Source organism: Candidatus Pantoea soli, from assembly GCF_007833795.1.
In the GTDB taxonomy this organism is placed as follows: Bacteria; Pseudomonadota; Gammaproteobacteria; order Enterobacterales; family Enterobacteriaceae; genus Pantoea; species Pantoea soli.
The window spans coordinates 3,493,988-3,514,941 of the sequence record NZ_CP032702.1; the positions used below are offsets into that span (position 1 = coordinate 3,493,988).

Sequence of the window (20,954 nt, forward strand, 5' to 3'; positions counted from 1 at the left end):
GACGGCGTATTTCTCTCTGGTGTTGCGTGCGCGCCTGAAAAAGAGTGAGAAGCCATAAACAAACCGCATTAATAATCACCGGCGTGATTAAGAATATTATTTCTTTTTCGGTGCCGGCCGCACATTAATCGCGATAAAAACAAGACCAGTCTTGATGAAAAATAATAAAAACGTCCTTTCCTGATAAAACTTTACGTTAGCGCAGTGCTTAAAAAGTTTAATTTAATTACACTATGAAAACTCAAGGGAGGATCATGCCGATGCAGCAGAAACACAATGAAGGGGTGATTAATTCAGTAACCCAATGGATTATGAACAATCTCGATCAGCGATTAAGCATTGACGATATCGCCGCGAAATCTGGTTATTCAAAATGGTATTTGCAGAAACTCTTTGCCCGCTATCACAATGAAACCCTGGCACGTTATATTCGTAAAAAGAAATTAGCGTGCTGCGTCAGTGAATTAAAATATACCGGCCTGCCGATCATTAACCTGGCCGTGAAATACCATTTTGAAAGTCAGCAATCTTTTACCCGATCGTTTAAACAGGTAATGGGCTGCACCCCGCTGTTTTGCCGAAAACGCAAGCTGGACCAGGAAGCGTCGCAGCGTTTGCGCGCCAGCGACGATCCATGTGCCATTTGCCGTCAGGCGGATTTTTCACGCAGTGAACAACAGACAGCGATCAGCCTGCCTGCTGTGCACAATGCGGCTAGCGCGCGTATCCGCTGTACCCTGCGCTGACGCATCACGCCGGTGATGCGCCGCTGGCCGCGTCTGCAAAGACTGGCGGCGCACGCCTTACTGCACCGACTCTCCCGGCAGCAAAATCGCAGAGAGCATCTGGCGGCAGGCCAGCGCATCCTGACGCGTCTGCTGCTGTTGCTGTGGTGAAAGCTCCTGCCAGACGGTATGAACATGGTCAGCCAGGCGCGATTTGAAGTGGATTTTCTGCAGCGCGTAGTCGGAGTTGCCGCCTTCCACAATCTGCTGCATCGCCTGCGGGCTGTTATCGCGCCCGTCGTGGGTCAGCGTGCAGAAGGTGGCAATGTAGTACGCTTTGTCTTCGTCGCTGTAATGCGGCATCAGCCACCAGGTCAGTGCGCTGACGATCAGCACAAGCGGCAGAAGAAATTTAATTCTGAACATGAAGAGCGGTTTCCGGGGTTGCTAAAAACCGCGACATGATAGCAGATCTGTGCGCCGCGTCATGGACCAGCCGCCGCCTGACGTCAGGCGACAGCCGGCCCCGCAGAGCCGCTCCGTTGTTTGCCCGCCGTTCAGGAATCCTGCTCCGCCTGCGACATCGCGCTGACAAAACGGCGGGTGATTTGCTGAGGACGCGTAATGGCACCGCCCACCACGACCGCGTGCGCGCCGTATGCCAGGCAGCGCGCCGCCATTTCCGGCGTCAGCACATTGCCTTCAGCGATGACCGGAATGTTTACGGCGTCGATCACCTCACGCAGAAAGCGGAAATCATCATCGGCAAGCGTTTTACCTGCGGTTTCACGGGTATAACCGTGCAGGGTGGTGCCTGCGCAGTCAAACCCCAGCTGCGCGGCGTGGCGGGCCTCTTCAACCGTGGCAATATCCGCCATCAGCAATAGCTGTGGATAACGCGCCCGGATCGCCGCCACCAGCTCCGGCAGCTGCATGCCCGGCCGGGCGTGCAGCGTGGCGTCCATGGCGATCACCGGCGGATTTGCCTGCATCAGCTCATCCACTTCCTTTAGCGTTGCCGTGATGTAGACTTCGCTGCCGGCATAATCACGCTTGCAGATAGCAATAACCGGCAAATCGACGGTAGCCATGATCTGTTGTACATCAGGGAGGCTGTTGGCCCGGATGGCCGCCGCGCCCCCTTCTTTTGCCGCCAGCGCCATGCGCGACATGATGAACGCGCTGTGCAGGGGCTCATCTTCCAGCGCCTGACAGGAGACGATCAGTTTTCCTTTAACCTGAAGCAATACAGAGGCATTCATCGCGCAAGCCACTCCTCAATTTCGTTTCTGATAATGGTGACGTGAGGCCCGTAAATCACCTGCAGGCCATTACCGCGTCTGACAATGCCGCGCGCCCCGGTCGCCTTTAGCGCACGCTCATCCGTCAGGCTGGCATCCACCAGCGTGATGCGCAGACGGGTTGCGCAGCAGTCGAGTTCCGTGATGTTTTCCCGGCCGCCGAGGGCGGTGACAATCTCCAGCGGGCGCCCCTGCGATTCGTTAACCGCAGGCCCGGCGCGCTCTACCGGTTCATCCTCACGGCCCGGCGTTTTGACGTTAAAGCGGCGGATCACCACGCGGAACGTGAAGTAGTAGAGGAAGAACCAGGGAATACCGACCATCGGCACGTAAAGCCAGTGCGTTTTGGCTTCTCCCTGCAGCACACCAAACAGCAGGAAATCGATGAAGCCGCCTGAAAATGTCTGGCCGATGGTAATGTGCAGCATATGGGCGACCATAAACGCCAGCCCATCAAACACGGCATGGATCACGTACAGCACCGGGGCGACAAACAGAAAAGAGAATTCAATGGGTTCCGTGATACCGGTCAGAAAAGAGGTCAGCGCGGCCGACAACAGCAACCCCGCCACGCGTTTGCGGTTTTCGGGTTTTGCCGTGTGGTACATAGCCAGACAGGCCCCCACCAGACCAAACATCATGGTGATGAAACGCCCTGACATAAAGCGCGACGTCCCGATATAAAACTGCTGAACGTGCGGATCGGCAAGCTGGGCGAAAAAAATACGCTGCGTTCCTTCAACCAGCTGGCCGTTAACAACTTCGCTCCCGCCGAGTGCGGTCGTCCAGAATGGCAGATAGAAGATATGGTGCAGACCAAACGGCCCCAGCATGCGCAGGATAAAGCCATACAGAAAGGTGCCGAAATAGCCGGTTGCCTCCACCAGCCCGCCAAGCCCGGCAATCAGGCGCTGGAAAGGGGGCCAGATCACCATCATCGCCGCACCGACCAGAATGGCCGCCAGCGAACTGATGATGGGAATAAAGCGCGACCCGCCAAAAAAGCCCAGAAACGGCGGCAGCGTAATTTTGTTGTAGCGATTGTGCAGCACAGCGGTGATCAGCCCGGTGATTACACCGCCGAAGACGCCGGTCTCCAGCGTCTGAATACCCAGCGTCATCCCCTGACCGGCCGCACCCGGCTGGGTTGCCGCCAGCGCCCCGGTCAGCTTCAGCAAGGCACTTATCGTGGCGTTCATTACCAGATACGCCACCAGCGAAGCCAGACCGGCCGTCCCCTTATCACTTTTTGCCAGGCCAACCGCCACCCCGACGGCAAACAGAACGGCCAGGTTGGCAAACACCACTGACCCGGCATCGGCCATGATGGTAAACAGCCCCTGCAGCCAGGCAACATCCAGGAAAGGATACGCCCTGAGCGTGTTCGGATTGGACAGCGCGCCGCCGATGCCCAGCAGCAGGCCGGCGGCCGGCAACACGGCAATGGGCAGCATAAATGATTTGCCGAAATGCTGCGCTTTTTCGAACCAGCTTCCGGACGAGACACCATGAAAGCGTGACATATATTTTTCTCCGAAACAGAATCGGTGAAAATTATTATCACACAGATAAACTAATGGTGAAAATTTCCACCATAATTGTGATGACCTTCACTTAAGCTCGATTTCTGCTGGCAGAAACCCAGGGCTTTACGCACACTATGCGCAACGCGTAACACGAACAGGGATAAGCCTGATGACGGAAAATGAGAATATCCTGCTCTACCTGCGGCAGGGCTTGCCGGGCTTCAGTCCGACCCTGCAAAAGCTGGCGGATTACATCCTTAATGAGCCGCAGAAAGTGCTGTATCTCACCATTACCGAGCTGGCAAAAGAGACCGCCACCAGTGAGGCGAGCGTGACGCGGCTCTGCCGTCATCTGAAATGTAAAGGCTATACTGAGTTCAAAATGGCGCTGGCAATGAACGTGCAGCAAAGTCAGCCTGACGCGCCAGAAAGCGGAGACGGAATTGATGCGCTGGTGGAGGAGTCGGTGCAGGCCCTGCGCGATACCGGCAAATTTATCGATCGTGCGGTGATGCAGCAGGCCAGCCTGGCGATACATCAGGCGCGGAGTATCCAGATCTATGGCGTTGCGGCCAGTGCGATTACCGGTGAATACCTGCAGTATCGCCTGCTGCGGCTGGGGAAATCGGCGCAGCTGTTTAACGACATGCACCTGGCGGCGATGAATGCCGCCACGGTCAGCGAGGCGGATTTGGTGATTGCCATCTCCAGCTCCGGATCCACCCGCGATCTGCTGCATGTCGTCAGCGTAGCCAGAAAGCAGAAGGCGCGCGTGCTGATGCTGAGTAATACGCTGCGCAGTCCTATCGGCAAGCTTGCGGATATGCTGCTGGTGGCGGCGAGGCCGGAAGGTCCGCTGACAGCGGGGTCACTGAGCGCCAAGGTGGGTGCGATGCTGCTGGTTGATGTGCTGATGCGCGAACTCACCGCGCTGGGAAGTCAGTATGCGGCGACCAGCCAGCAGACGGCGAGCGCCACGCTGCCCATGCTGTTTTAGAGACCTGTGATCTCATCAGGTCGCCAGGCGCACGCCAGCCGGGGAGCGGCAGTCAGCGCGCCCCGGCACCGATTACAGCGCCTGCGCGCACGCCCAAGCTGAACTCCACGCCCACTGGAAATTGTAGCCGCCCAGCCAGCCGGTAACGTCCACCACTTCGCCGATAAAGTAGAGCCCCGGTACGTCGCGCGCTTCGAGGGTTTTTGAGGACAGCTGCGTGGTGTCTACGCCACCCAGCGTTACTTCCGCAGTCCGGTAACCTTCGGTGCCGTTGGGCTGCACGCGCCATTGATGCAGCGTGGTCACCAGTTCAGCCTGCTGTTTGCTGTTGAGCTGCTTCAGCGTGACGTCGGGGATCTGCTTCAGCTCCTGCAGCACCTCAACCAGCCGCTTCGGCAGGATCTTCGCCAGGCTGTTTTTCAGGCTGAGGTTCGGATGGGCTTCGCGCTGCACCGTAATAAAGGCATCCAGCGACGTCTCTGGCGAAAGGTTGATGGTAATGCTCTCTCCGGGCTGCCAGTAGCTGGAAATTTGCAGCACCGCCGGGCCGGACAAACCGCGATGGGTAAACAGCATCGCCTCTTTAAACAGCGTGCCATCCTGCGCGGTAATGGTGGTAGGCAGCGCAACGCCGGAAAGCGTATTGAGCTGCTCCAGCAGCGGCTTGTGCAGCGTAAACGGCACCAGCGCCGCGCGCGTCGGGAACACCTTCAGGCCAAACTGCTCAGCCACTTTATAGCCAAAAGGCGTCGCGCCCAGGCCCGGCATGGAGAGGCCGCCGCTGGCGATCACCAGCTTCTGCGCCTGTACCTGCGCCCCGTTCAGCTGCAGCGTGTAGCCCTGCTCGTCGCGCGTGACGCTCAGCACTTCACTACGCAGACGCAGGGTAACCTGCCCGGCGGCGCACTCCTGCAGAAGCAGATCCACAATCTGCTGCGCGGAGTCATCGCAGAACAGCTGTCCAAGGGTTTTTTCGTGATAAGCAATCCCGTGGCGGTTAACCAGATCGATGAAGTCCCACTGGGTGTAGCGCGCCAGGGCGGATTTACAGAAGTGCGGGTTGTGCGACAGGTAAGCCGCCGCATCGGTGTACAGATTGGTGAAGTTACAGCGGCCACCGCCGGACATCAGGATTTTACGTCCGGCCTTTTTGCCGTTATCCAGCAGCAGTACGCGACGCCCCCGTTGCCCTGCCTGCGCGGCGCAGAACATGCCGGCGGCGCCTGCACCAATTATGATAACGTCAAACTTTTCCACTGCCTTCGCCCACCTGTTTAAAAGCCGCTGATTGTAGAGATATGCGGGTTTTCGCGCCAGTATCAAAAAAATGCCGTAAATGTGTCACATGGCAACTCGCTCATTTTTCGGCCTTTTTACCTTGCGATCAGCGCCGGATTGCAAATTTAAGACAAAAAAGGGCTATATTTTCCTTTCCCATGGTGCATGTTGTCGCAGATAATGCGCCGCGTTCATGTCCTCCAAAATGGCGTAACGTTTATGCTACATCTGTTTGCTGGTCTTGACCTAAGCACCGGCCTGTTATTAGTTCTGGCTTTGCTGTTTGTATTGTTTTACGAAGCAATCAACGGTTTCCATGACACCGCTAACGCGGTCGCGACAGTCATTTACACCCGTGCGATGCGGGCGCAACTGGCGGTAGTGATGGCCGGTGTATTCAATTTCTTTGGTGTGTTGCTCGGTGGATTGAGCGTGGCGTACGCCATTGTTCATATGTTGCCGACCGATTTGCTACTGAATGTCGGTTCGGCGCACGGTCTTGCCATGGTGTTTTCCATGCTGCTGGCGGCGATTATCTGGAACCTGGGCACCTGGTATCTGGGTTTACCGGCCTCCAGTTCGCACACGCTGATTGGCGCCATTATCGGTATTGGTCTCACCAATGCACTGATGACCGGTACCTCGGTGGTCGATGCCCTGAACCTGCCGAAAGTCCTGAATATCTTCCTGTCGCTGATTCTGTCACCCATTGTGGGCCTGGCGATTGCCGGCGGGCTGATTTTCCTGCTGCGTCGTTACTGGAGCGGCACCACCAAGCGTGCCCGTGTGCATATGACGCCGGCGGACCGTGAAAAGATCGACGGCAAGAAAAAGCCGCCGTTCTGGACGCGTATCGCCCTGATTGTCTCCGCGATTGGCGTCAGCTATTCACACGGAGCCAATGATGGCCAGAAAGGCATTGGCCTGATCATGCTGGTGCTGATTGGCGTGGCGCCGGCCGGGTTTGTCGTCAATATGAACGCGTCCGGTTATGACATTACCCGGACCCGTGACGCGGTGAACCATCTGGAGCAGTACTACCAGCAGCACGGCGATGCCCTGACGCACATCGTGCAGATGGCTCCGCCGGTCGTGCCAACGCCGGAAGAGTCCGTCGGCGGCCCGCAGGAGTTCCACTGCGACAGCGCGCGTGCGCTGCAGGCGATTGGCCGGGCGCAGCAGCTGCTGACCAACCTGAACAGCTACGATCAGCTGACGGTTGATCAACGCAGCCAGATGCGTCGCCTGCTGATGTGTATCTCTGATACCGCAGACAAGGCCGCCAAACTGCCGGAAACCCCGGCAGACGATAAGCGTTTCCTGAGCAAACTCAAAGGCGACCTGCTGGGCACCGTTGAATATGCGCCAGTATGGATTATCGTTGCGGTTGCGCTGGCACTCGGCACCGGTACCATGATTGGCTGGCGCCGTGTGGCGACCACCATCGGTGAGAAGATCGGCAAAAAAGGCATGACCTATGCGCAGGGCATGTCGGCACAGGTAACCGCCGCGTTATCGATTGGTATTGCCAGCTATACCGGGATGCCGGTCTCGACCACGCATATCCTCTCCTCCTCCGTGGCCGGCACCATGCTGGTAGACGGCGGCGGGCTGCAGAGCCGGACCATCAAGAGCATCGCCATGGCCTGGGTCTTTACCCTGCCGGTCTGTATCCTGCTGTCCGGTTCGCTGTACTGGATTGCGCTGAAGATCGTCTGACCCTGCGGCAGACGAAAAAGGGCGACAGCAATGTCGCCTTTTTTATGCCCGCCGTCCGGCGCTTACTGCCAGATGGCCATTGCAATCAGGCTTACCACCACCAGAAAACACAGCCCGCTGGTCAGCACAAACTGGCCGCGCACCCGTTCACAGCGGCGAATAAACTCGTCGTCATGGTGATCGCGGTAGCGCTTTTCCCAGATATACCGTACCAGTCTTACCTGTTTGCTCGGCTGACCGTGCGAGGTAAAAAAACCGGCACCATCCACATACTGATACAGCAACGGATCGCAGCCGCGCAGCACCGCCAGTAGCGAGCGCAAAGACGAAAAATAGCGCGCCATATTCACCAGACAAACCACACACAGAGCCCAAAAAAGCGCGATAGTGCTGATCATGTTCCCCTCCCGGCCGGTGCCGCAATGACGTTGAATGCAGCGGGGAAATGCTGCAGACGTCCCGCGGGAAGCAACCAGCCACAGATGTTTCGAATTGCATTGTTGTTATGCGAGCCCGAGCGCACAGCCCAGAAGGCGGTGGCACGCTTTTTCAGTGTAGGAGATCTGTTTAAATTTTTTCCAGCCGCGATGAAGTTCCGGCGGACGGAATAATCCGTCACGCTTGATCTGCCTCACAGCCGCGCTGCGCTTTGCAGCATTTATCCGGCATTCTGGCTATACTCGGGGTATAACAACAAACCGCCTGCCGGGTATGATTCGGGCCGGGTGACGCTACATCGCTGTTTCGCGCAAAGGATAACGCCCGCCTTAATGGCATGAATCCGGGTTGCCCCGGAATCTTGAGAAAGGAGTTTTATCATGGCTTATAAACACATCCTGATTGCAGTAGACCTTTCCCCGGAAAGCCAGTTGCTGGTTGATAAAGCCGTTTCACTGGCCCGTCCCTATGATGCAAAAATCTCGCTGATTCACGTGGATGTGAATTATTCTGACCTCTACACCGGCCTGATTGACGTTAACCTTGGCGATATGCAAAAGCGTATTTCTGAAGAGACGCACACGGCGCTGCGTGAGCTGTCAACCAACGCCGGGTATCCGATTGGTGAAACCCTGAGCGGCAGCGGCGATCTGGGTCAGGTGCTGGTGGATGCGATCAAAAAATATGACGTCGATTTGGTGGTTTGCGGTCATCACCAGGATTTCTGGAGCAAGCTGATGTCCTCCGCGCGCCAGCTGATCAATACCGTGCACATCGATATGCTGATCGTGCCGCTGCGCGACGAGGAAGAGGAGTAACGCCGGACGGCGTCCGGCCGACACGAACCTGCGGCGCCTGTGACTACGCCGCAGGCACCATCAGACTAAAGGCGGATAGATATCGAAGCGGTGACTTTTGGTGACCACAGCAGACTGCGTGACCACACCGGCCAGCGGCGGCGCATAGTCTGGCCGTTTTACCACAATGCGTTTTTTCGCCAGCCGGCGCGCCGGTTCCAGTAGCGCATCGGCATCGTCATCCGCCCCCACCAGCGACTGAAAGACCCGCATCTCTTTTTTCACCATGGCGCTTTTCTGGCGATGCGGATACATCGGATCAAGATACACCACGTCCGGTGCTGGCGTGATGTCATGCAGCGCCTGCTGACTGGCAACATGCAGCAGCGTCAGCCGCTCGCGCAGCCAGCCGCCGATTTCGGCGTCGGCATACCCGCGCTGCAGTCCATCCTCCAGCAACGCAGCCACCACCGGATGACGCTCCAGCATGCGAACGCGACATCCCAGCGCCGCCAGCACAAAGGCGTCACGTCCCAGCCCCGCCGTGGCATCCACCACATCCGGCAGGTAATCGCCTTTAATGCCAACCGCTTTCGCGACCGCTTCACCGCGACCGCCACCAAACCGGCGCCGGTGCGCCATGGCGCCGGAGACAAAATCGACAAAAATTCCGCCCAGTTTGGGTTCGTCCCGTTTACGCAGCTCCAGCTGTTGCGGGGTCAGTACCAGCGCCAGCGTCGCGTTCTCGTCCTGCTCCAGTCCCCAGCGCTGCGCCAAATGTAATAAGGCACCGTCTCCGGTGCCTGTTTCATCCACTAAACCGATTTTCACAAGCGGGCTTATCCCTGAATTCCGTAGTGTTCCAGCATGGCATCCAGCTCCGGTTCACGGCCGCGGAAGCGTTTGAACAGCTCCATGGGCTCTTCCGAACCGCCACGCGTCAGGATGTTATCCAGGAACGACTGTCCGGTCTGACGGTTGAAAATCCCCTCTTCTTCAAAACGCGAATAGGCGTCCGCCGCCAGCACATCGGCCCACAGGTAGCTGTAGTAGCCTGCCGCGTAACCGCCGGCAAAGACGTGGCTGAACGCATGCGGGAAGCGGCCCCAGTCCGGGCTTGGGACGACGGCAACCTGCTTCTTCACTTCGCGCAGCGTGTCGAGGATTTTCGCGCCCTGCGCCGGATCGAACTCGGTATGCAGACGGAAATCGAACAGGCCAAACTCCAGCTGACGCAGGATAAACAGCGCGGCCTGATAGTTTTTCGCCGCCAGCATTTTATCCAGCAGCGCTTTGGGCAGCGGCTCACCGGTTTCGTAATGGCCGGAGATAAAGGCCAGCGCTTCCGGCTCCCAGCACCAGTTTTCCATAAACTGGCTGGGCAGCTCGACGGCATCCCACGGCACGCCGTTGATGCCGGAAACCCCCGGCGTTTCGATGCGTGTCAGCATGTGATGCAGCCCGTGGCCGAACTCATGGAACAGGGTAATCACTTCATCATGCGTAAACAGCGCAGGCTTGCCCTGAACCGGACGGTTGAAGTTACAGGTCAGGTAAGCCACCGGCTTTTGCAGGCTACCGTCAGCTTTACGCATCTGACCCACACAGTCGTCCATCCAGGCGCCGCCGCGCTTGTGCTCGCGCGCGTAGAGGTCAAGGTAGAAGCTGCCGCGCAGTTCGCCGCTCTCATCGAACAGGTCAAAGAAGCGCACGTCCGGATGGTAAACATCCACGTCTTTGCGCTCTTGCGCGGTGATGCCATAAATACGTTTTACCACTTCAAACAGGCCGTTGACCGCCCGCTCTTCCGGGAAGTAAGGGCGCAGCTGCTCGTCGCTGATGGTGTAGAGATGCTGTTTCTGTTTTTCGCCGTAGTAGGTCAGATCCCACGGGTTCATCTCCTCAACGCCATACTCTTTTTTCGCAAATGCGCGCAGCTGAGCCAGCTCTTTTTCCGCCTGCGGACGGGCGCGGGTGGCGAGATCGGTCAGGAAGTCGATCACCTGCGTCGGGCTTTCGGCCATTTTGGTGGCCAGTGATTTATGGGCAAAGGAGTCAAAGCCCAGCAGCTGCGCCAGCTCATGCCGCAGCGCCAGCTCTTCGGCCATGATCGGGCCATTGTCCCATTTGCCGGCGTTCGGCCCCTGGTCAGAGGCGCGGGTGGAGTAAGCGCGATACATCTCTTCACGCAGCGCCGCGTTGTCGCAGTAAGTCATCACCGGCAGATAGCTTGGAATATCCAGCGTCAGCAGCCAGCCCTGCTGCTCTTTGGCTTCAGCCTGGGCTTTGGCCGCCGCCAGAGCACTTTCCGGCATACCGGCCAGCTCCGCTTCATCCGTGATCAGCTTGCTCCAGCCCATAGTGGCGTCCAGCACGTTATTGCTGTAGCTGGAGCCCAGCTCCGACAGACGCGCGGCGATTTCGCCATAGCGCTTCTGTTTCTGTTTATCGAGGCCGATACCGGACAGCTCAAAATCACGCAGGCTGTTATCCACTGCTTTCTTCTGCGCGGTGTCCAGCGCCGCGTAGCTGTCGCCCTCTTTCAGGTTGCGATAAGCCTGATACAGCCCTTCATGCTGGCCGACCCAGGTGCTGTATTCCGACAGCAGCGGCAGCGTTTGCTCATAGGCTTCGCGCAGCTCCGGGCTGTTTTTAACCGAATTCAGATGGCTGACCGGTGAGAAGATACGGCCAAGGCGGTCGTCCACCTCAGCCAGCGGCTGCACCAGATTTTCCCAGGTGTAAGGCGCGCCCTGCGCCACTACGCGTTCAACCGCGGCGCGACAGTCGTTCAGCGCTTCGGTCACCGCTGGCACCACGTGTTCAGGTTTGATGGCGGAAAAAGGCGGTAGCGTAAAAGGCGTGAGTAACGGATTGGTCATAAGCGCAGTCCTTTCATCATGTGTGTGGGTGGCGCGCATGTGCGCGGCGCAATTTCTCTAACATGCGGCCTGAGGAGGGGAAAATCAATGGTGCCTGGCGCGGCGCAATGAAAAACGCGCGATACATCGCGCGTAGCGGTGAGGGTAAAGGCGGCGCGGGCGCGCATGCCCGCAGCACGCTAAGGGCGCGCTAAATGCCCGCTAAGGCAGCGTGAGGCGGCCGTGTTTAGCCCGCCTGGCGGATGATCAGCTGTGACAGACGCGTTTTGATGCGGAAGCAGAGTTCACGAATCTGGAACTGATAACGCGGCATCACCAGGTCATTGATATCGGCACCAATCGTGTCTTTGATCTGCAGATATTTATTGGTTTGCGCGCCAATTTTCTGGAATTCCGCCTGATAGCTGTCGTAGGACGCCTGGCTGTATAGGCGCATGGCATCCAGCTCTTTACGGCACTGCTGGATATTGCTGGCACGATCGTCGCTCATCGCGGGCGCGGCGGCCGGCTGGGTTGAGTCTGACGCCGTAAACGGCGTGCCTGTTTGTTCAGAGGCGGGTTGCGCGGCAGCGGGCGTCACCAGACTGTGCACAGGTTGTTGTTTCGCGCATCCAGCCAGTGCCAGCAGGCTTGCTATCGCGATACCAGTCATTTTTTTCATTATTGTCACCAGGAGTTGTGAATGAGACCTGAAGCGAAAAATTAAACGGCCTTCAGCGCAGAGCGTCCTGCCCGTCACCGGACAAAATCTTCAGGCGCAGCCGCTTCGTAATCGAAGACTAACTTACTTAATTCGCAGTGAAATTTCGAGGACCGAATTATAACGTACGCAAAGAATAAGCCTACCGGATACGTCGCAATCTGCTACAGCGACCCGCCAGGGGCAAACTTAAGCGGCTGTCAAAACGTCAGCAATTTTTATGCAGCGCCGGTATAATCGCGCCACATCTGATGTATTTCCTGTTTTTGATCCAACCGCGGACCCCTCTTTTTTATGCTGAGTTATCGCCACAGTTTTCATGCCGGCAACCATGCCGACGTGCTGAAACACACCGTTGAAAGCCTGATCCTCACCGCCCTGATGGAGAAGGACAAACCTTTCCTCTACCTGGATACTCACGCCGGTGCCGGACGTTACCAGCTGAGCGGTGAGCACGCCGAGCGTACCGGAGAATATCTGGAAGGTATCGCCCGCATCTGGCAGCAGCCGGGCGCGCCGGAACTGCTGAAGCCCTATCTGGCGGCGGTACGTAATCTCAATCCAGGCGGCACGCTGCGCTACTATCCGGGATCGCCGCTGATCGCCCGGCACCTGCTGCGCGCAGACGACAAGCTGGAGCTCACCGAACTGCACTCCAGCGACTATCCGCTGCTGCGCAGCGAATTCAGTAAAGATGCCCGCGCCCGCGTGTCGCGCAGCGACGGCTATCAGCAGCTCAAGGCCAAGCTGCCACCGCCCACGCGCCGTGGTCTGATCCTGATCGATCCGCCGTACGAAATGAAAAGCGATTATCAGGCGGTGGTAAAAGGGATTCAGGAAGGCTATAAGCGCTTTGCCACCGGCATCTACGCGCTGTGGTACCCGGTGGTGCTGCGTCAGCAGATTAAGCACATGCTTAAAGATCTGGAAGCCACCGGCATCCGCAACATTCTGCAGATTGAGCTGGCAGTGCGTCCGGACAGCGATCAGCGTGGCATGACCGCCTCCGGCATGATCGTCATCAACCCGCCGTGGAAGCTGAAAGCGCAGATGGAAACGCTGCTGCCGTGGCTGCATCAGAAGCTGGTGCCCGCCGGTACCGGTCACTACAGCGTGACGCAAATCGTGCCGGAGTAAACGCGGCGCGCCTGCCTGCTAAAGGAAAACGTCATGTGGGTTATGCTGGCCAGCGCCCTGGCGGTGCTCTCCCCGGCCCGACGGCTGGCCATTATGCTGCTGCTGTGCGCGACGCTGGCCGGCTTCTTTACGGATACCCTGCGCTGGCCCGCGCTGCTGCCGCTGGCGGTTAGCGCGCTGCTGGTGTGGCTGCGGGTTGAAAACCCGGCCCGTCGCGGGCTGCAGGTGATGACCGAAACGGCGCTGCTGCTGACTGCCGGCGGCCTGTTTCTCCATCTGTGGCCCGGTTTTCAGCCGCTGCTGCAGGTGGACAATATGCAGGCCGGGCCGCGCAGCCTGCCCTTCAGCTTTGCATACCATTTTGATAAAGCGCTGATTCCCTTCGTGCTGCTGGCGTGCCTGCCCACGCTGTTCCGAACCCGGCCCTTCCCGCCACGCCACATCAGCGCCTGGCTGTTGCTGCTGGCCGCGATACCGCTGCTGCTTTACGTCGCGGTGTGCACAGGAGGACTGGCACCTGAACGTCACTGGCCGGCCTGGCTGGGCCGTTTTATGCTGGCGAACCTGTTTTTTGTTGCGCTGGCAGAGGAAGCGCTGTTCCGCGGCTATCTGCAGCAGCGCCTGCGGCAGCGGCTGGGCAACCTGCCAGCGTTGCTGCTGGCTTCGCTGCTGTTTGGCGTAGCGCATGTCGCGGGCGGGGCATTGCTGGTGCTGTTCGCCACCCTGGCAGGCGTGATATATGGCCTGGCGTGGCACTGGAGCGGACGGCTGTGGGTCGCCGCCGGCGTACATTTCCTGTTTAACCTGACGCATCTGCTGTGGTTTACCTATCCGGCGCTGCAGCACTGATGCCTCAGACCTCAAACACGGCAAAGTCCTGCGCCAGTTCCGTGGCGGCAAACACGGCACGGCACTCTGCCAGCAGCTTTTCCCGATCCTGTGCCAGATAGCGTGAGCTGAAGTGGGTGGCAATCAGGCGTTTTACCCCGGCGTCTCTGGCCACGGCCGCCGCCTGATGCGTGGTGGAGTGGCCCCGACCGTTGGCTTTCTCTGCCAGCGCCGCTTCCAGGGTGGTTTCATGCACCATGACATCCGCCTGCGCCGCCAGCTGCAGCGCCACCGGTGTCGGTGCGGTATCGCCAAAAATTGCCAGCACTTTCCCGCGGGTTGCCGGCCCCAGATAATCGGCGCCGTTGATTTCGCGGCCATCCTCCAGCGTGATGCGTTTACCGGCTTTCAAATCCTGATACCACGGCCCGCGCGGTACCCCTTCAGCTTTGAGCCGTGGCGCGTCCAGAAAGCCGGGTTTGTCATACTGTTCAATACGGTAACCGTAGCACTCCACCACGTGGTTCATCGGATAGGCAATCACGCGGAATTCCCCGTTATCCAACACCGGCCCGGCGCTGATTTCGATAATCTCCAGCGGAAAGGTGGTGTATGAACCGCTCAGGCTGAGCGCGGTATCAACAAACTGCCGGATGCCCGGCGGTCCGTAAAGGGTTATCGGCTCCGGAATGCCCGCCATGGAGCGGCTGGTCAGCAGGCCTGGCAGACCAAACACGTGGTCGCCATGCAGATGCGTAATGAAGATCTTCTGCAGCCTGCCGGGCTTCAGCGACGATCGCATAAACTGGTGCTGGGTGGCTTCGCCACAGTCAAACAGCCAGGTGTCACCGCGCCGTGAGAGCGTCAGCGCGATGGCGGTAACATTGCGCTGCAGGCTCGGCGCACCGGCGCCGGTACCGAGAAACGTCAGATGCATAATGGTCTTCCCTGTAAGCGAAACCTGAATTTGACCCTATCATAATCATAGGTGCAAACTTTGCGCCCTTCGCTACTCCGGCGTTACACTCTAGGCCAGTTTTCTTCCACTGACGGACACAACGGATGACCAGACATTATGACTACCTCGCCATTGGCGGCGGCAGCGGCGGTATCGCCTCCATTAACCGTGCGGCCATGTATGGCCAGAAGTGCGCGCTGATTGAAGCGAAAGCGCTGGGCGGCACCTGCGTCAACGTTGGCTGCGTACCCAAAAAAGTGATGTGGCACGCGGCGCAAATCGCTGAAGCGATCCACCTGTACGGTCCGGATTACGGCTTTGATACCACGGTTAACCGCTTTGACTGGTCGACGCTGGTGAAGAACCGCAGCGCCTACATCGACCGTATTCACACCTCCTATGACAACGTGCTGGGCAAAAACAACGTTGACGTTATCAAAGGCTTTGCGCGTTTTGTGGATGCGCACACCGTTGAAGTCAACGGCGAAACCATTACGGCTGACCATATTCTGATCGCCACCGGTGGCCGCCCAAGCCATCCGGACGTACCGGGCGCTGAACACGGCATTGATTCTGACGGCTTCTTTGAACTGGAAGCGCTGCCGAAGCGCGTTGCGGTAGTGGGCGCAGGCTATATCGCGGTGGAACTGGCGGGCGTGGTGAATGCGCTGGGCGCGGAAACGCACCTGTTTGTGCGTAAGCATGCGCCGCTGCGCAGCTTTGATCCGCTGATTGTCGACACGCTGGTTGAAGTGATGCAGGCCGAAGGCCCGACGCTGCATACCGAATCCCAGCCGAAAGCAGTGATCAAAAACGCGGATGGCAGCCTGACGCTGCAGCTGGAAAATGGTCACGCGCAGACGGTGGATTGTCTGGTGTGGGCGATTGGCCGTGAGCCCGCGACTGATAACCTGAATCTTGACGTCACCGGCGTGGCGCTGACGGAGAAAGGCTATATTCAGGTGGATAAATTCCAGAACACCAGCGTGCCAGGCATTTATGCGGTGGGCGATAACACCGGTGCCGTTGAGCTGACGCCGGTCGCGGTGGCCGCCGGCCGTCGTCTGTCCGAACGTCTGTTTAACAACAAGCCTGACGAACATCTGGATTACAGCAATGTGCCCACCGTGGTGTTCAGCCATCCGCCCATTGGTACCGTCGGCCTGACAGAACCGCAGGCGCGTGAGCAGTACGGCGATGACCAGGTCAAAGTGTATAAATCCGCCTTTACCGCGATGTACACCGCGGTAACGCAGCATCGTCAGCCGTGCCGCATGAAGCTGGTGTGCGTCGGGCCGGAAGAGAAGATTGTCGGCATTCACGGCATCGGTAACGGCATGGATGAGATGCTGCAGGGCTTTGCGGTGGCGCTGAAAATGGGCGCGACCAAAAAAGACTTCGATAACACCGTTGCCATTCATCCGACGGCGGCAGAAGAGTTTGTCACCATGCGCTAATCGCCTCTCCGGCGGTGCAAAAAAGGCTAACCCTGGGTTAGCCTTTTTTATTGTGTCTGTCCTCCCCTTGCCGCGCGGGCTATGATTGCGCCTTCGCTGGCGCAAACGTTGTGGCAGGTCGGGAAAAGGACAGCAATCCGCATGAATATCATCAGCATCATCATGACGTCCGGCAAAGCAGCCGTAGATGTGGCGCTCTATACGCTCATCCCGATCATGGTGGTGATGCTCTTCATCATGAAGTATCTGGAAGTTAAAGGTGTACTGGATTTTGTCGTGCGCCATACCACGCCGCTGCTGAAGCCGCTGGGCATCACCGGGCTGGCGCTGTTTGCACTGATTCAGCTGAACTTTGTCAGCTTTGCCGCGCCGCTGGCGGCGCTGGCGATCATGGAAAAACGCGGCACGTCCGATCGCCATATGGCGGCAACGCTGGCGATGCTGTTTTGTATGGGCCAGGCCAACGCCTTTTATCCGCTGATCCCGGATGGACTTAACTGGGGCGCCGCTCTGCTGTTCTCTGTTTGCGGGGGCGTGGCCGCAGCCGCCTCAACCTATCACCTGTTTGGCCGCAAACTCTCTGACGCCGCGCTGCGTAACGAAGATGAGCGCGTGACCAGCAATGACAGCAACATGGGGCTGATCGCCGTCATTAACAGTGCCGGTGCCGATGCGATTCGGCTGGCGCTGGGCTCGCTGCCGATGCTGATCCTCTCGCTGTCGGTGGTGGGCGTACTGAAGGCGTCCGGCAGCATTGAACTGCTGACGCAGCTTCTGACGCCGCTGCTGGACTGGCTGCATATCTCCACCGTCTATGTGCTACCGGCGCTGACCAAATGCCTGGCGGGCGGAACCGCTTACTATGGTGTGGTGGCGGGGCTGGCAGAGAAAGGGCTGTACAGTGCGCACAACATCAATGCCTCGGCGGGCCTGCTGATTCAGACCTTCGATCTGCCCGGCATTGGCATTTTCCTGGGGCTTTCCAGCCGCTTTCCGCGCCTGTTCCGCTTTGCCGTGCCGGGGATTCTGCTGGGGATCGCGCTGCGCGCCGCGGCGCATACGCTGCTGTTTTAACGGCCAGCCCGCAGGCTGGCCGACGCGCTTACCATTCGACGGTAATTTTGCCGAAGTGGCTGCCGCTCTGCTGATGTGAAAAAGCCGCCGGCAGATCGGCCAGCGCGCCATAGCTGTCGCCGATCACCGGCCGGATGCCGGTCTGCTCCAGCGCACGCACAAAGTCCTGCTGCTGGCGGCGATGGCCGACGATCAGCCCCTGAATCCGCGCCTGTTTTGCCATCAGCAGCGAGGTCGGCACCACGCCTTCCGTGCCGGTCAGCACGCCAATCAGCGCGATGTGGCCGCCGGTCCGTACCGCCGCAATCGACTCCGCCAGAGTGCCCGGTCCGCCCAGTTCGACCACCAGATCGGCTCCCCGCCCGTTGGTCAGCTGCTGCACTGCCGCTCCCCACGCCGGCACAGCGCGGTAGTTAATCCCGTCATCGGCACCCAGCGCCTGCGCGCGCGCCAGCTTCTCATCCGAAGAGGAGGTGACGATCACCCGCGCGCCCAGCGCTTTGGCAATCTGCAGTGCGGTGATGGAGACGCCGCCGGTGCCCAGCGTGACAAGGGTGTCTCCGGCCTTGAGGTGCGCATCGCCGACCAGCGCGCGCCAGGCCGTCAGCCCGGACGTGGTGATGGTCGCCGCTTCGGCATGACGCCAGCCGCGCGGGGCCAGCGTGAAGTGCTGCGCCGGACGTACAACCACCTCAGCGGCGAAACCGTGCGCACCATCGCCCGGCGTGCGCGTAAAGTCACTGACCGGTGCATCCGGCAGTCCATCCTGCCACTGCGGGAAAAAGCAGGATACAACGTGGTCGCCGGCCTTAAATTCTGTTACGCCCGCGCCGACCTCTTCCACCACCCCCGCGCCGTCCGCCATCATGATGCAGCCATCGTCAGTGGGCATGGTGCCATTGGCTACCAGCAGATCGTGGAAGTTCAGCGAGGTAGCGTGGATCTTCACGCGGATCTCCCCTGCGCCGGGCTGGCCCGGATCGGGCAGATCCACGAGCTGCAGGTTATCCAGACCGCCGGGTTTCTTCAGGATCATCGCTTTCATGTCGGTTGTCTCCTTCTGACAAAAGGCTAAGTGTGGCAGCGATATCCGCAGCCTGCCTGTTACAACGTGCGAAAAGCGGCAATGAAAAAACGGGCTGCCGGTTCAGGGCAGCCCGTGGCGGGCGGAACGCCAGGTCTGTTCACGCGCCGGCAACGGCAGGTGCGCTTATCCCTGACGCTGAGGCGCTTTATGCACCATGGTGTAGGCGTAATCAACGCCCATACCGTAGGCGCCGCTGTGCTCGCGCACCAGATCCATCACGGCGTCGTAGGTCTCTTTGCGCGACCAGTCGCGCTGGTACTCCAGCAGCACCTGCTGCCAGGTCACCGGCACCGCACCGGCCTGCACCATACGCTGGACAGAACGCTCGTGCGCATCCACGCTGGTACCGCCTGAGGTATCGGTAACCACATACACTTCATAACCCTCTTTCAGCGCCATCAGCGCCGGGAAAGTCAGGCACACTTCAGTCCACAGGGCAGAGATCACCAGTTTTTTACGGCCGGTTTTCTTCACCGCCTCAACAAACTTCGCATCTTCCCAGGAGTTCATGGAGGTGCGCTCAATCGGCGTGGATTCCGGGTGGACCGCCAGCAGTTCCGGCCAGATGTAACCGCTGAAGCTCTCGGTTTCCACAGAGGTATAAATCACCGGCACATCGAAAATTTTGCCCGCTTTCGCCAGGGCGACGGTATTATTTTTGAGCTGCTGGCGATCAATATTGGCTACACCGAAAGACATCTGTGGCTGGTGGTCAATGAAGATCAGCGTGGAGTTCTGTGGGTCGAGCAGGTCAAGTTTAGACATGATGTATTCCTCTAAAGTGGGGTTAAATTTGTGTGTTGTGCTGCTGAAATGAACTTTAGAGAAAGCCACGGCAAAGAGATAACGCAAAGAATTTTACAACTTGTTCAACGCGTTTTTAGAAGACTGATTTATAAAGGTAAATTTGTTAAATACACTGCTTTTCTGCCGCTAAGCGCGCGACAGACCGCGTTGATTCTCCCGTGCCGGCAGGCGTACCCTGTGATGCCAACCCACTGAACATTCTCCGCGCAAAATGATTGTACGTCCGCCCCAGCACTGGTTTCTTCGGCTGTTTGACTGGCATGGTTCGGTGCTGGTCAGCATCGTGTTTCGCCTGTCGCTTAATCTGCTGATGTCGGTTATCGCCCTTATCGGCTATCCGTGGTTCGCCACCCTGGGTATCCATCTCACCACGGCACCGTTCAGCCTGATTGGGGTCTCCATCGCGATATTTCTCGGCTTCCGTAATAACGCCAGCTATGCGCGCTTTATTGAGGCGCGCACGCTGTGGGGTAATCTGCATATTGCACAGCGTTCCCTGCTGCGGCAGGTTAAAAGCGTGCGCGGCTTGCGCCCGGAACAGGTCAGCGACTTTATCGGCCTGCAGCTGGCGTTTAGCTGGAGCCTGAAACATCGCCTGCGTCACACCGATGCGCAGGCCGATCTGCAGCGTTTACTGCCGGCAGCCTGGCAGCCGGCGGTGCTCGGTCACCCCATGCCGACCTCGCAGATTATGCTGTGCATGGCGGAATGGCTGGCGCAGCGGCGCGATGAAGGGCTGATCTCCGATATCGTCTGGCAAAGTATGGATGAGAACCTGAACCATTTTTCCGCCTGCCTCGGCGGCTGCGATCGGCTGGCCGGCACCCCTATCCCGTTCGCCTACAGTCTGATTCTGCATCGCACCGTTTATCTGTTTTGCACGCTGCTGCCCTTTGCGCTGGTGGCCGATTTACATCTGATGACGCCGCTGGTGTCGGTGTTTATCTCCTACACCTTTTTGTCACTGGAGTCGCTGGCGGAAGAGCTGGAGGATCCGTTTGGCACCGCGCCCAATCATCTGCCGCTGGATGCGCTGTGCATCAGCCTGGCGCGCAATCTGCAGGCCATGAACAATGACTTCCCGCTGCCGGCACCCCATCAGCCGGATGCGCATTTTAATCTGACCTGACACGCGCCGCAGCGCTGGCTAAAGCGCGTGATGCAGAATGAGACCGCGCGCGGGCCAGCGGCGATGCCGGCCGGGCGCGGTTACGATCCGCCACACGCGCTACCGCGTAAAGGC

Annotated in this window: 20 protein-coding genes; 9 read left to right on the plus strand and 11 right to left on the minus strand. The window is 58.6% G+C overall.

Features of this window, described 5'->3' with window-relative positions:
* Positions 1 to 260 precede the first annotated feature (260 nt).
* Entirely contained in the window at positions 261 to 746 is a 486-nt protein-coding gene (locus D8B20_RS16225) for a helix-turn-helix domain-containing protein (RefSeq protein WP_145889894.1), read from the plus strand.
* A gap of 57 nt (positions 747 to 803) precedes the next feature.
* Here D8B20_RS16225 and D8B20_RS16230 read toward each other — a convergent pair whose 3' ends face one another.
* The 3 genes from D8B20_RS16230 to D8B20_RS16240 form a co-directional block, all read right to left on the minus strand.
* Positions 804 to 1,151 carry a hypothetical protein gene (locus D8B20_RS16230; protein WP_145889896.1) on the minus strand — a complete coding sequence of 116 codons (348 nt, stop codon included), beginning with the start codon at positions 1,149 to 1,151 and terminating at the stop codon, positions 804 to 806.
* Positions 1,152 to 1,282: 131 nt separating this feature from the next.
* The gene (locus D8B20_RS16235) at positions 1,283 to 1,987 is read right to left on the minus strand and encodes an N-acetylmannosamine-6-phosphate 2-epimerase (protein WP_145889899.1); all 705 of its coding nucleotides are present in this window, start codon (positions 1,985 to 1,987) and stop codon (positions 1,283 to 1,285) included.
* On the minus strand, positions 1,984 to 3,549 hold the full coding sequence (locus D8B20_RS16240; RefSeq protein WP_145889901.1) for a PTS transporter subunit EIIC: 1,566 nt from the start codon (positions 3,547 to 3,549) through the stop codon (positions 1,984 to 1,986). The genes D8B20_RS16235 and D8B20_RS16240 overlap by 4 nt, the downstream gene beginning before the upstream one ends.
* 172 nt (positions 3,550 to 3,721) lie before the next feature.
* On the opposite strand from D8B20_RS16240, the gene D8B20_RS16245 reads away from it, so the two are divergent.
* Positions 3,722 to 4,549: a MurR/RpiR family transcriptional regulator gene (locus D8B20_RS16245; protein ID WP_145889904.1), complete on the plus strand. Its 828-nt coding sequence runs from the start codon at positions 3,722 to 3,724 to the stop codon at positions 4,547 to 4,549.
* Positions 4,550 to 4,621: 72 nt separating this feature from the next.
* On the opposite strand, the gene D8B20_RS16250 is transcribed toward D8B20_RS16245, so the two are convergent.
* Positions 4,622 to 5,806 (minus strand): BaiN/RdsA family NAD(P)/FAD-dependent oxidoreductase, encoded by a 1,185-nt coding sequence (locus D8B20_RS16250; RefSeq protein ID WP_145889906.1) that lies wholly within the window; start codon positions 5,804 to 5,806, stop codon positions 4,622 to 4,624.
* Between the two features lie 240 nt (positions 5,807 to 6,046).
* Here D8B20_RS16250 and pitA point away from each other — a divergent pair, with 240 nt between their 5' ends.
* Positions 6,047 to 7,546 (plus strand): inorganic phosphate transporter PitA, encoded by a 1,500-nt coding sequence (pitA, locus tag D8B20_RS16255; RefSeq protein ID WP_145889908.1) that lies wholly within the window; start codon positions 6,047 to 6,049, stop codon positions 7,544 to 7,546.
* A 62-nt stretch (positions 7,547 to 7,608) separates the two neighbouring features.
* Here pitA and uspB read toward each other — a convergent pair whose 3' ends face one another.
* Positions 7,609 to 7,944 (minus strand): universal stress protein UspB, encoded by a 336-nt coding sequence (gene uspB, locus D8B20_RS16260; protein ID WP_145889910.1) that lies wholly within the window; start codon positions 7,942 to 7,944, stop codon positions 7,609 to 7,611.
* A 420-nt stretch (positions 7,945 to 8,364) separates the two neighbouring features.
* Between uspB and uspA the strand changes: the two genes are divergently transcribed.
* A complete protein-coding gene (gene uspA, locus D8B20_RS16265; RefSeq protein WP_145889912.1) occupies positions 8,365 to 8,802 on the plus strand; it encodes a universal stress protein UspA in 438 nt (145 codons plus the stop codon).
* Between the two features lie 60 nt (positions 8,803 to 8,862).
* Here the strand turns inward: uspA and rsmJ are convergent, their stop codons facing one another.
* The 3 genes from rsmJ to D8B20_RS21870 all read right to left on the minus strand — a co-directional run bounded on the left by rsmJ (position 8,863) and on the right by D8B20_RS21870 (position 12,324).
* Positions 8,863 to 9,612: a 16S rRNA (guanine(1516)-N(2))-methyltransferase RsmJ gene (gene rsmJ, locus D8B20_RS16270; protein ID WP_145889914.1), complete on the minus strand. Its 750-nt coding sequence runs from the start codon at positions 9,610 to 9,612 to the stop codon at positions 8,863 to 8,865.
* Between the two features lie 8 nt (positions 9,613 to 9,620).
* Positions 9,621 to 11,663, minus strand: a complete 2,043-nt coding sequence (gene prlC / locus D8B20_RS16275; RefSeq protein WP_145889916.1) for an oligopeptidase A — start codon at positions 11,661 to 11,663, stop codon at positions 9,621 to 9,623.
* Between the two features lie 226 nt (positions 11,664 to 11,889).
* Complete coding sequence (locus D8B20_RS21870) at positions 11,890 to 12,324, minus strand: YuaE family lipoprotein (RefSeq protein ID WP_261388039.1); 435 nt, start codon at positions 12,322 to 12,324, stop codon at positions 11,890 to 11,892.
* Positions 12,325 to 12,657: 333 nt separating this feature from the next.
* Here D8B20_RS21870 and D8B20_RS16285 point away from each other — a divergent pair, with 333 nt between their 5' ends.
* Positions 12,658 to 13,500: a 23S rRNA (adenine(2030)-N(6))-methyltransferase RlmJ gene (locus D8B20_RS16285; protein ID WP_145889918.1), complete on the plus strand. Its 843-nt coding sequence runs from the start codon at positions 12,658 to 12,660 to the stop codon at positions 13,498 to 13,500.
* A gap of 33 nt (positions 13,501 to 13,533) precedes the next feature.
* Positions 13,534 to 14,349 (plus strand): CPBP family intramembrane glutamic endopeptidase, encoded by an 816-nt coding sequence (locus tag D8B20_RS16290; protein ID WP_145889920.1) that lies wholly within the window; start codon positions 13,534 to 13,536, stop codon positions 14,347 to 14,349.
* A gap of 4 nt (positions 14,350 to 14,353) precedes the next feature.
* Here the strand turns inward: D8B20_RS16290 and rnz are convergent, their stop codons facing one another.
* On the minus strand, positions 14,354 to 15,265 hold the full coding sequence (rnz, locus tag D8B20_RS16295) for a ribonuclease Z (protein ID WP_145889921.1): 912 nt from the start codon (positions 15,263 to 15,265) through the stop codon (positions 14,354 to 14,356).
* A 125-nt stretch (positions 15,266 to 15,390) separates the two neighbouring features.
* On the opposite strand from rnz, the gene gorA reads away from it, so the two are divergent.
* Together gorA and D8B20_RS16305 are read left to right on the plus strand one after the other, a co-directional pair.
* On the plus strand, positions 15,391 to 16,743 hold the full coding sequence (gene gorA / locus D8B20_RS16300) for a glutathione-disulfide reductase (RefSeq protein ID WP_145889923.1): 1,353 nt from the start codon (positions 15,391 to 15,393) through the stop codon (positions 16,741 to 16,743).
* 141 nt (positions 16,744 to 16,884) lie between these two features.
* Complete coding sequence (locus D8B20_RS16305; RefSeq protein ID WP_145889925.1) at positions 16,885 to 17,817, plus strand: nucleoside recognition domain-containing protein; 933 nt, start codon at positions 16,885 to 16,887, stop codon at positions 17,815 to 17,817.
* 28 nt (positions 17,818 to 17,845) lie between these two features.
* On the opposite strand, the gene D8B20_RS16310 is transcribed toward D8B20_RS16305, so the two are convergent.
* Together D8B20_RS16310 and D8B20_RS16315 are read right to left on the minus strand one after the other, a co-directional pair.
* Entirely contained in the window at positions 17,846 to 18,862 is a 1,017-nt protein-coding gene (locus D8B20_RS16310; RefSeq protein WP_145889927.1) for a zinc-dependent alcohol dehydrogenase family protein, read from the minus strand.
* A gap of 165 nt (positions 18,863 to 19,027) precedes the next feature.
* A complete protein-coding gene (locus D8B20_RS16315; RefSeq protein WP_145889929.1) occupies positions 19,028 to 19,669 on the minus strand; it encodes a hydrolase in 642 nt (213 codons plus the stop codon).
* A gap of 253 nt (positions 19,670 to 19,922) precedes the next feature.
* On the opposite strand from D8B20_RS16315, the gene D8B20_RS16320 reads away from it, so the two are divergent.
* The gene (locus D8B20_RS16320) at positions 19,923 to 20,840 is read left to right on the plus strand and encodes a bestrophin family protein (protein WP_145889931.1); all 918 of its coding nucleotides are present in this window, start codon (positions 19,923 to 19,925) and stop codon (positions 20,838 to 20,840) included.
* The last annotated feature ends 114 nt before the right edge of the window (positions 20,841 to 20,954 follow it).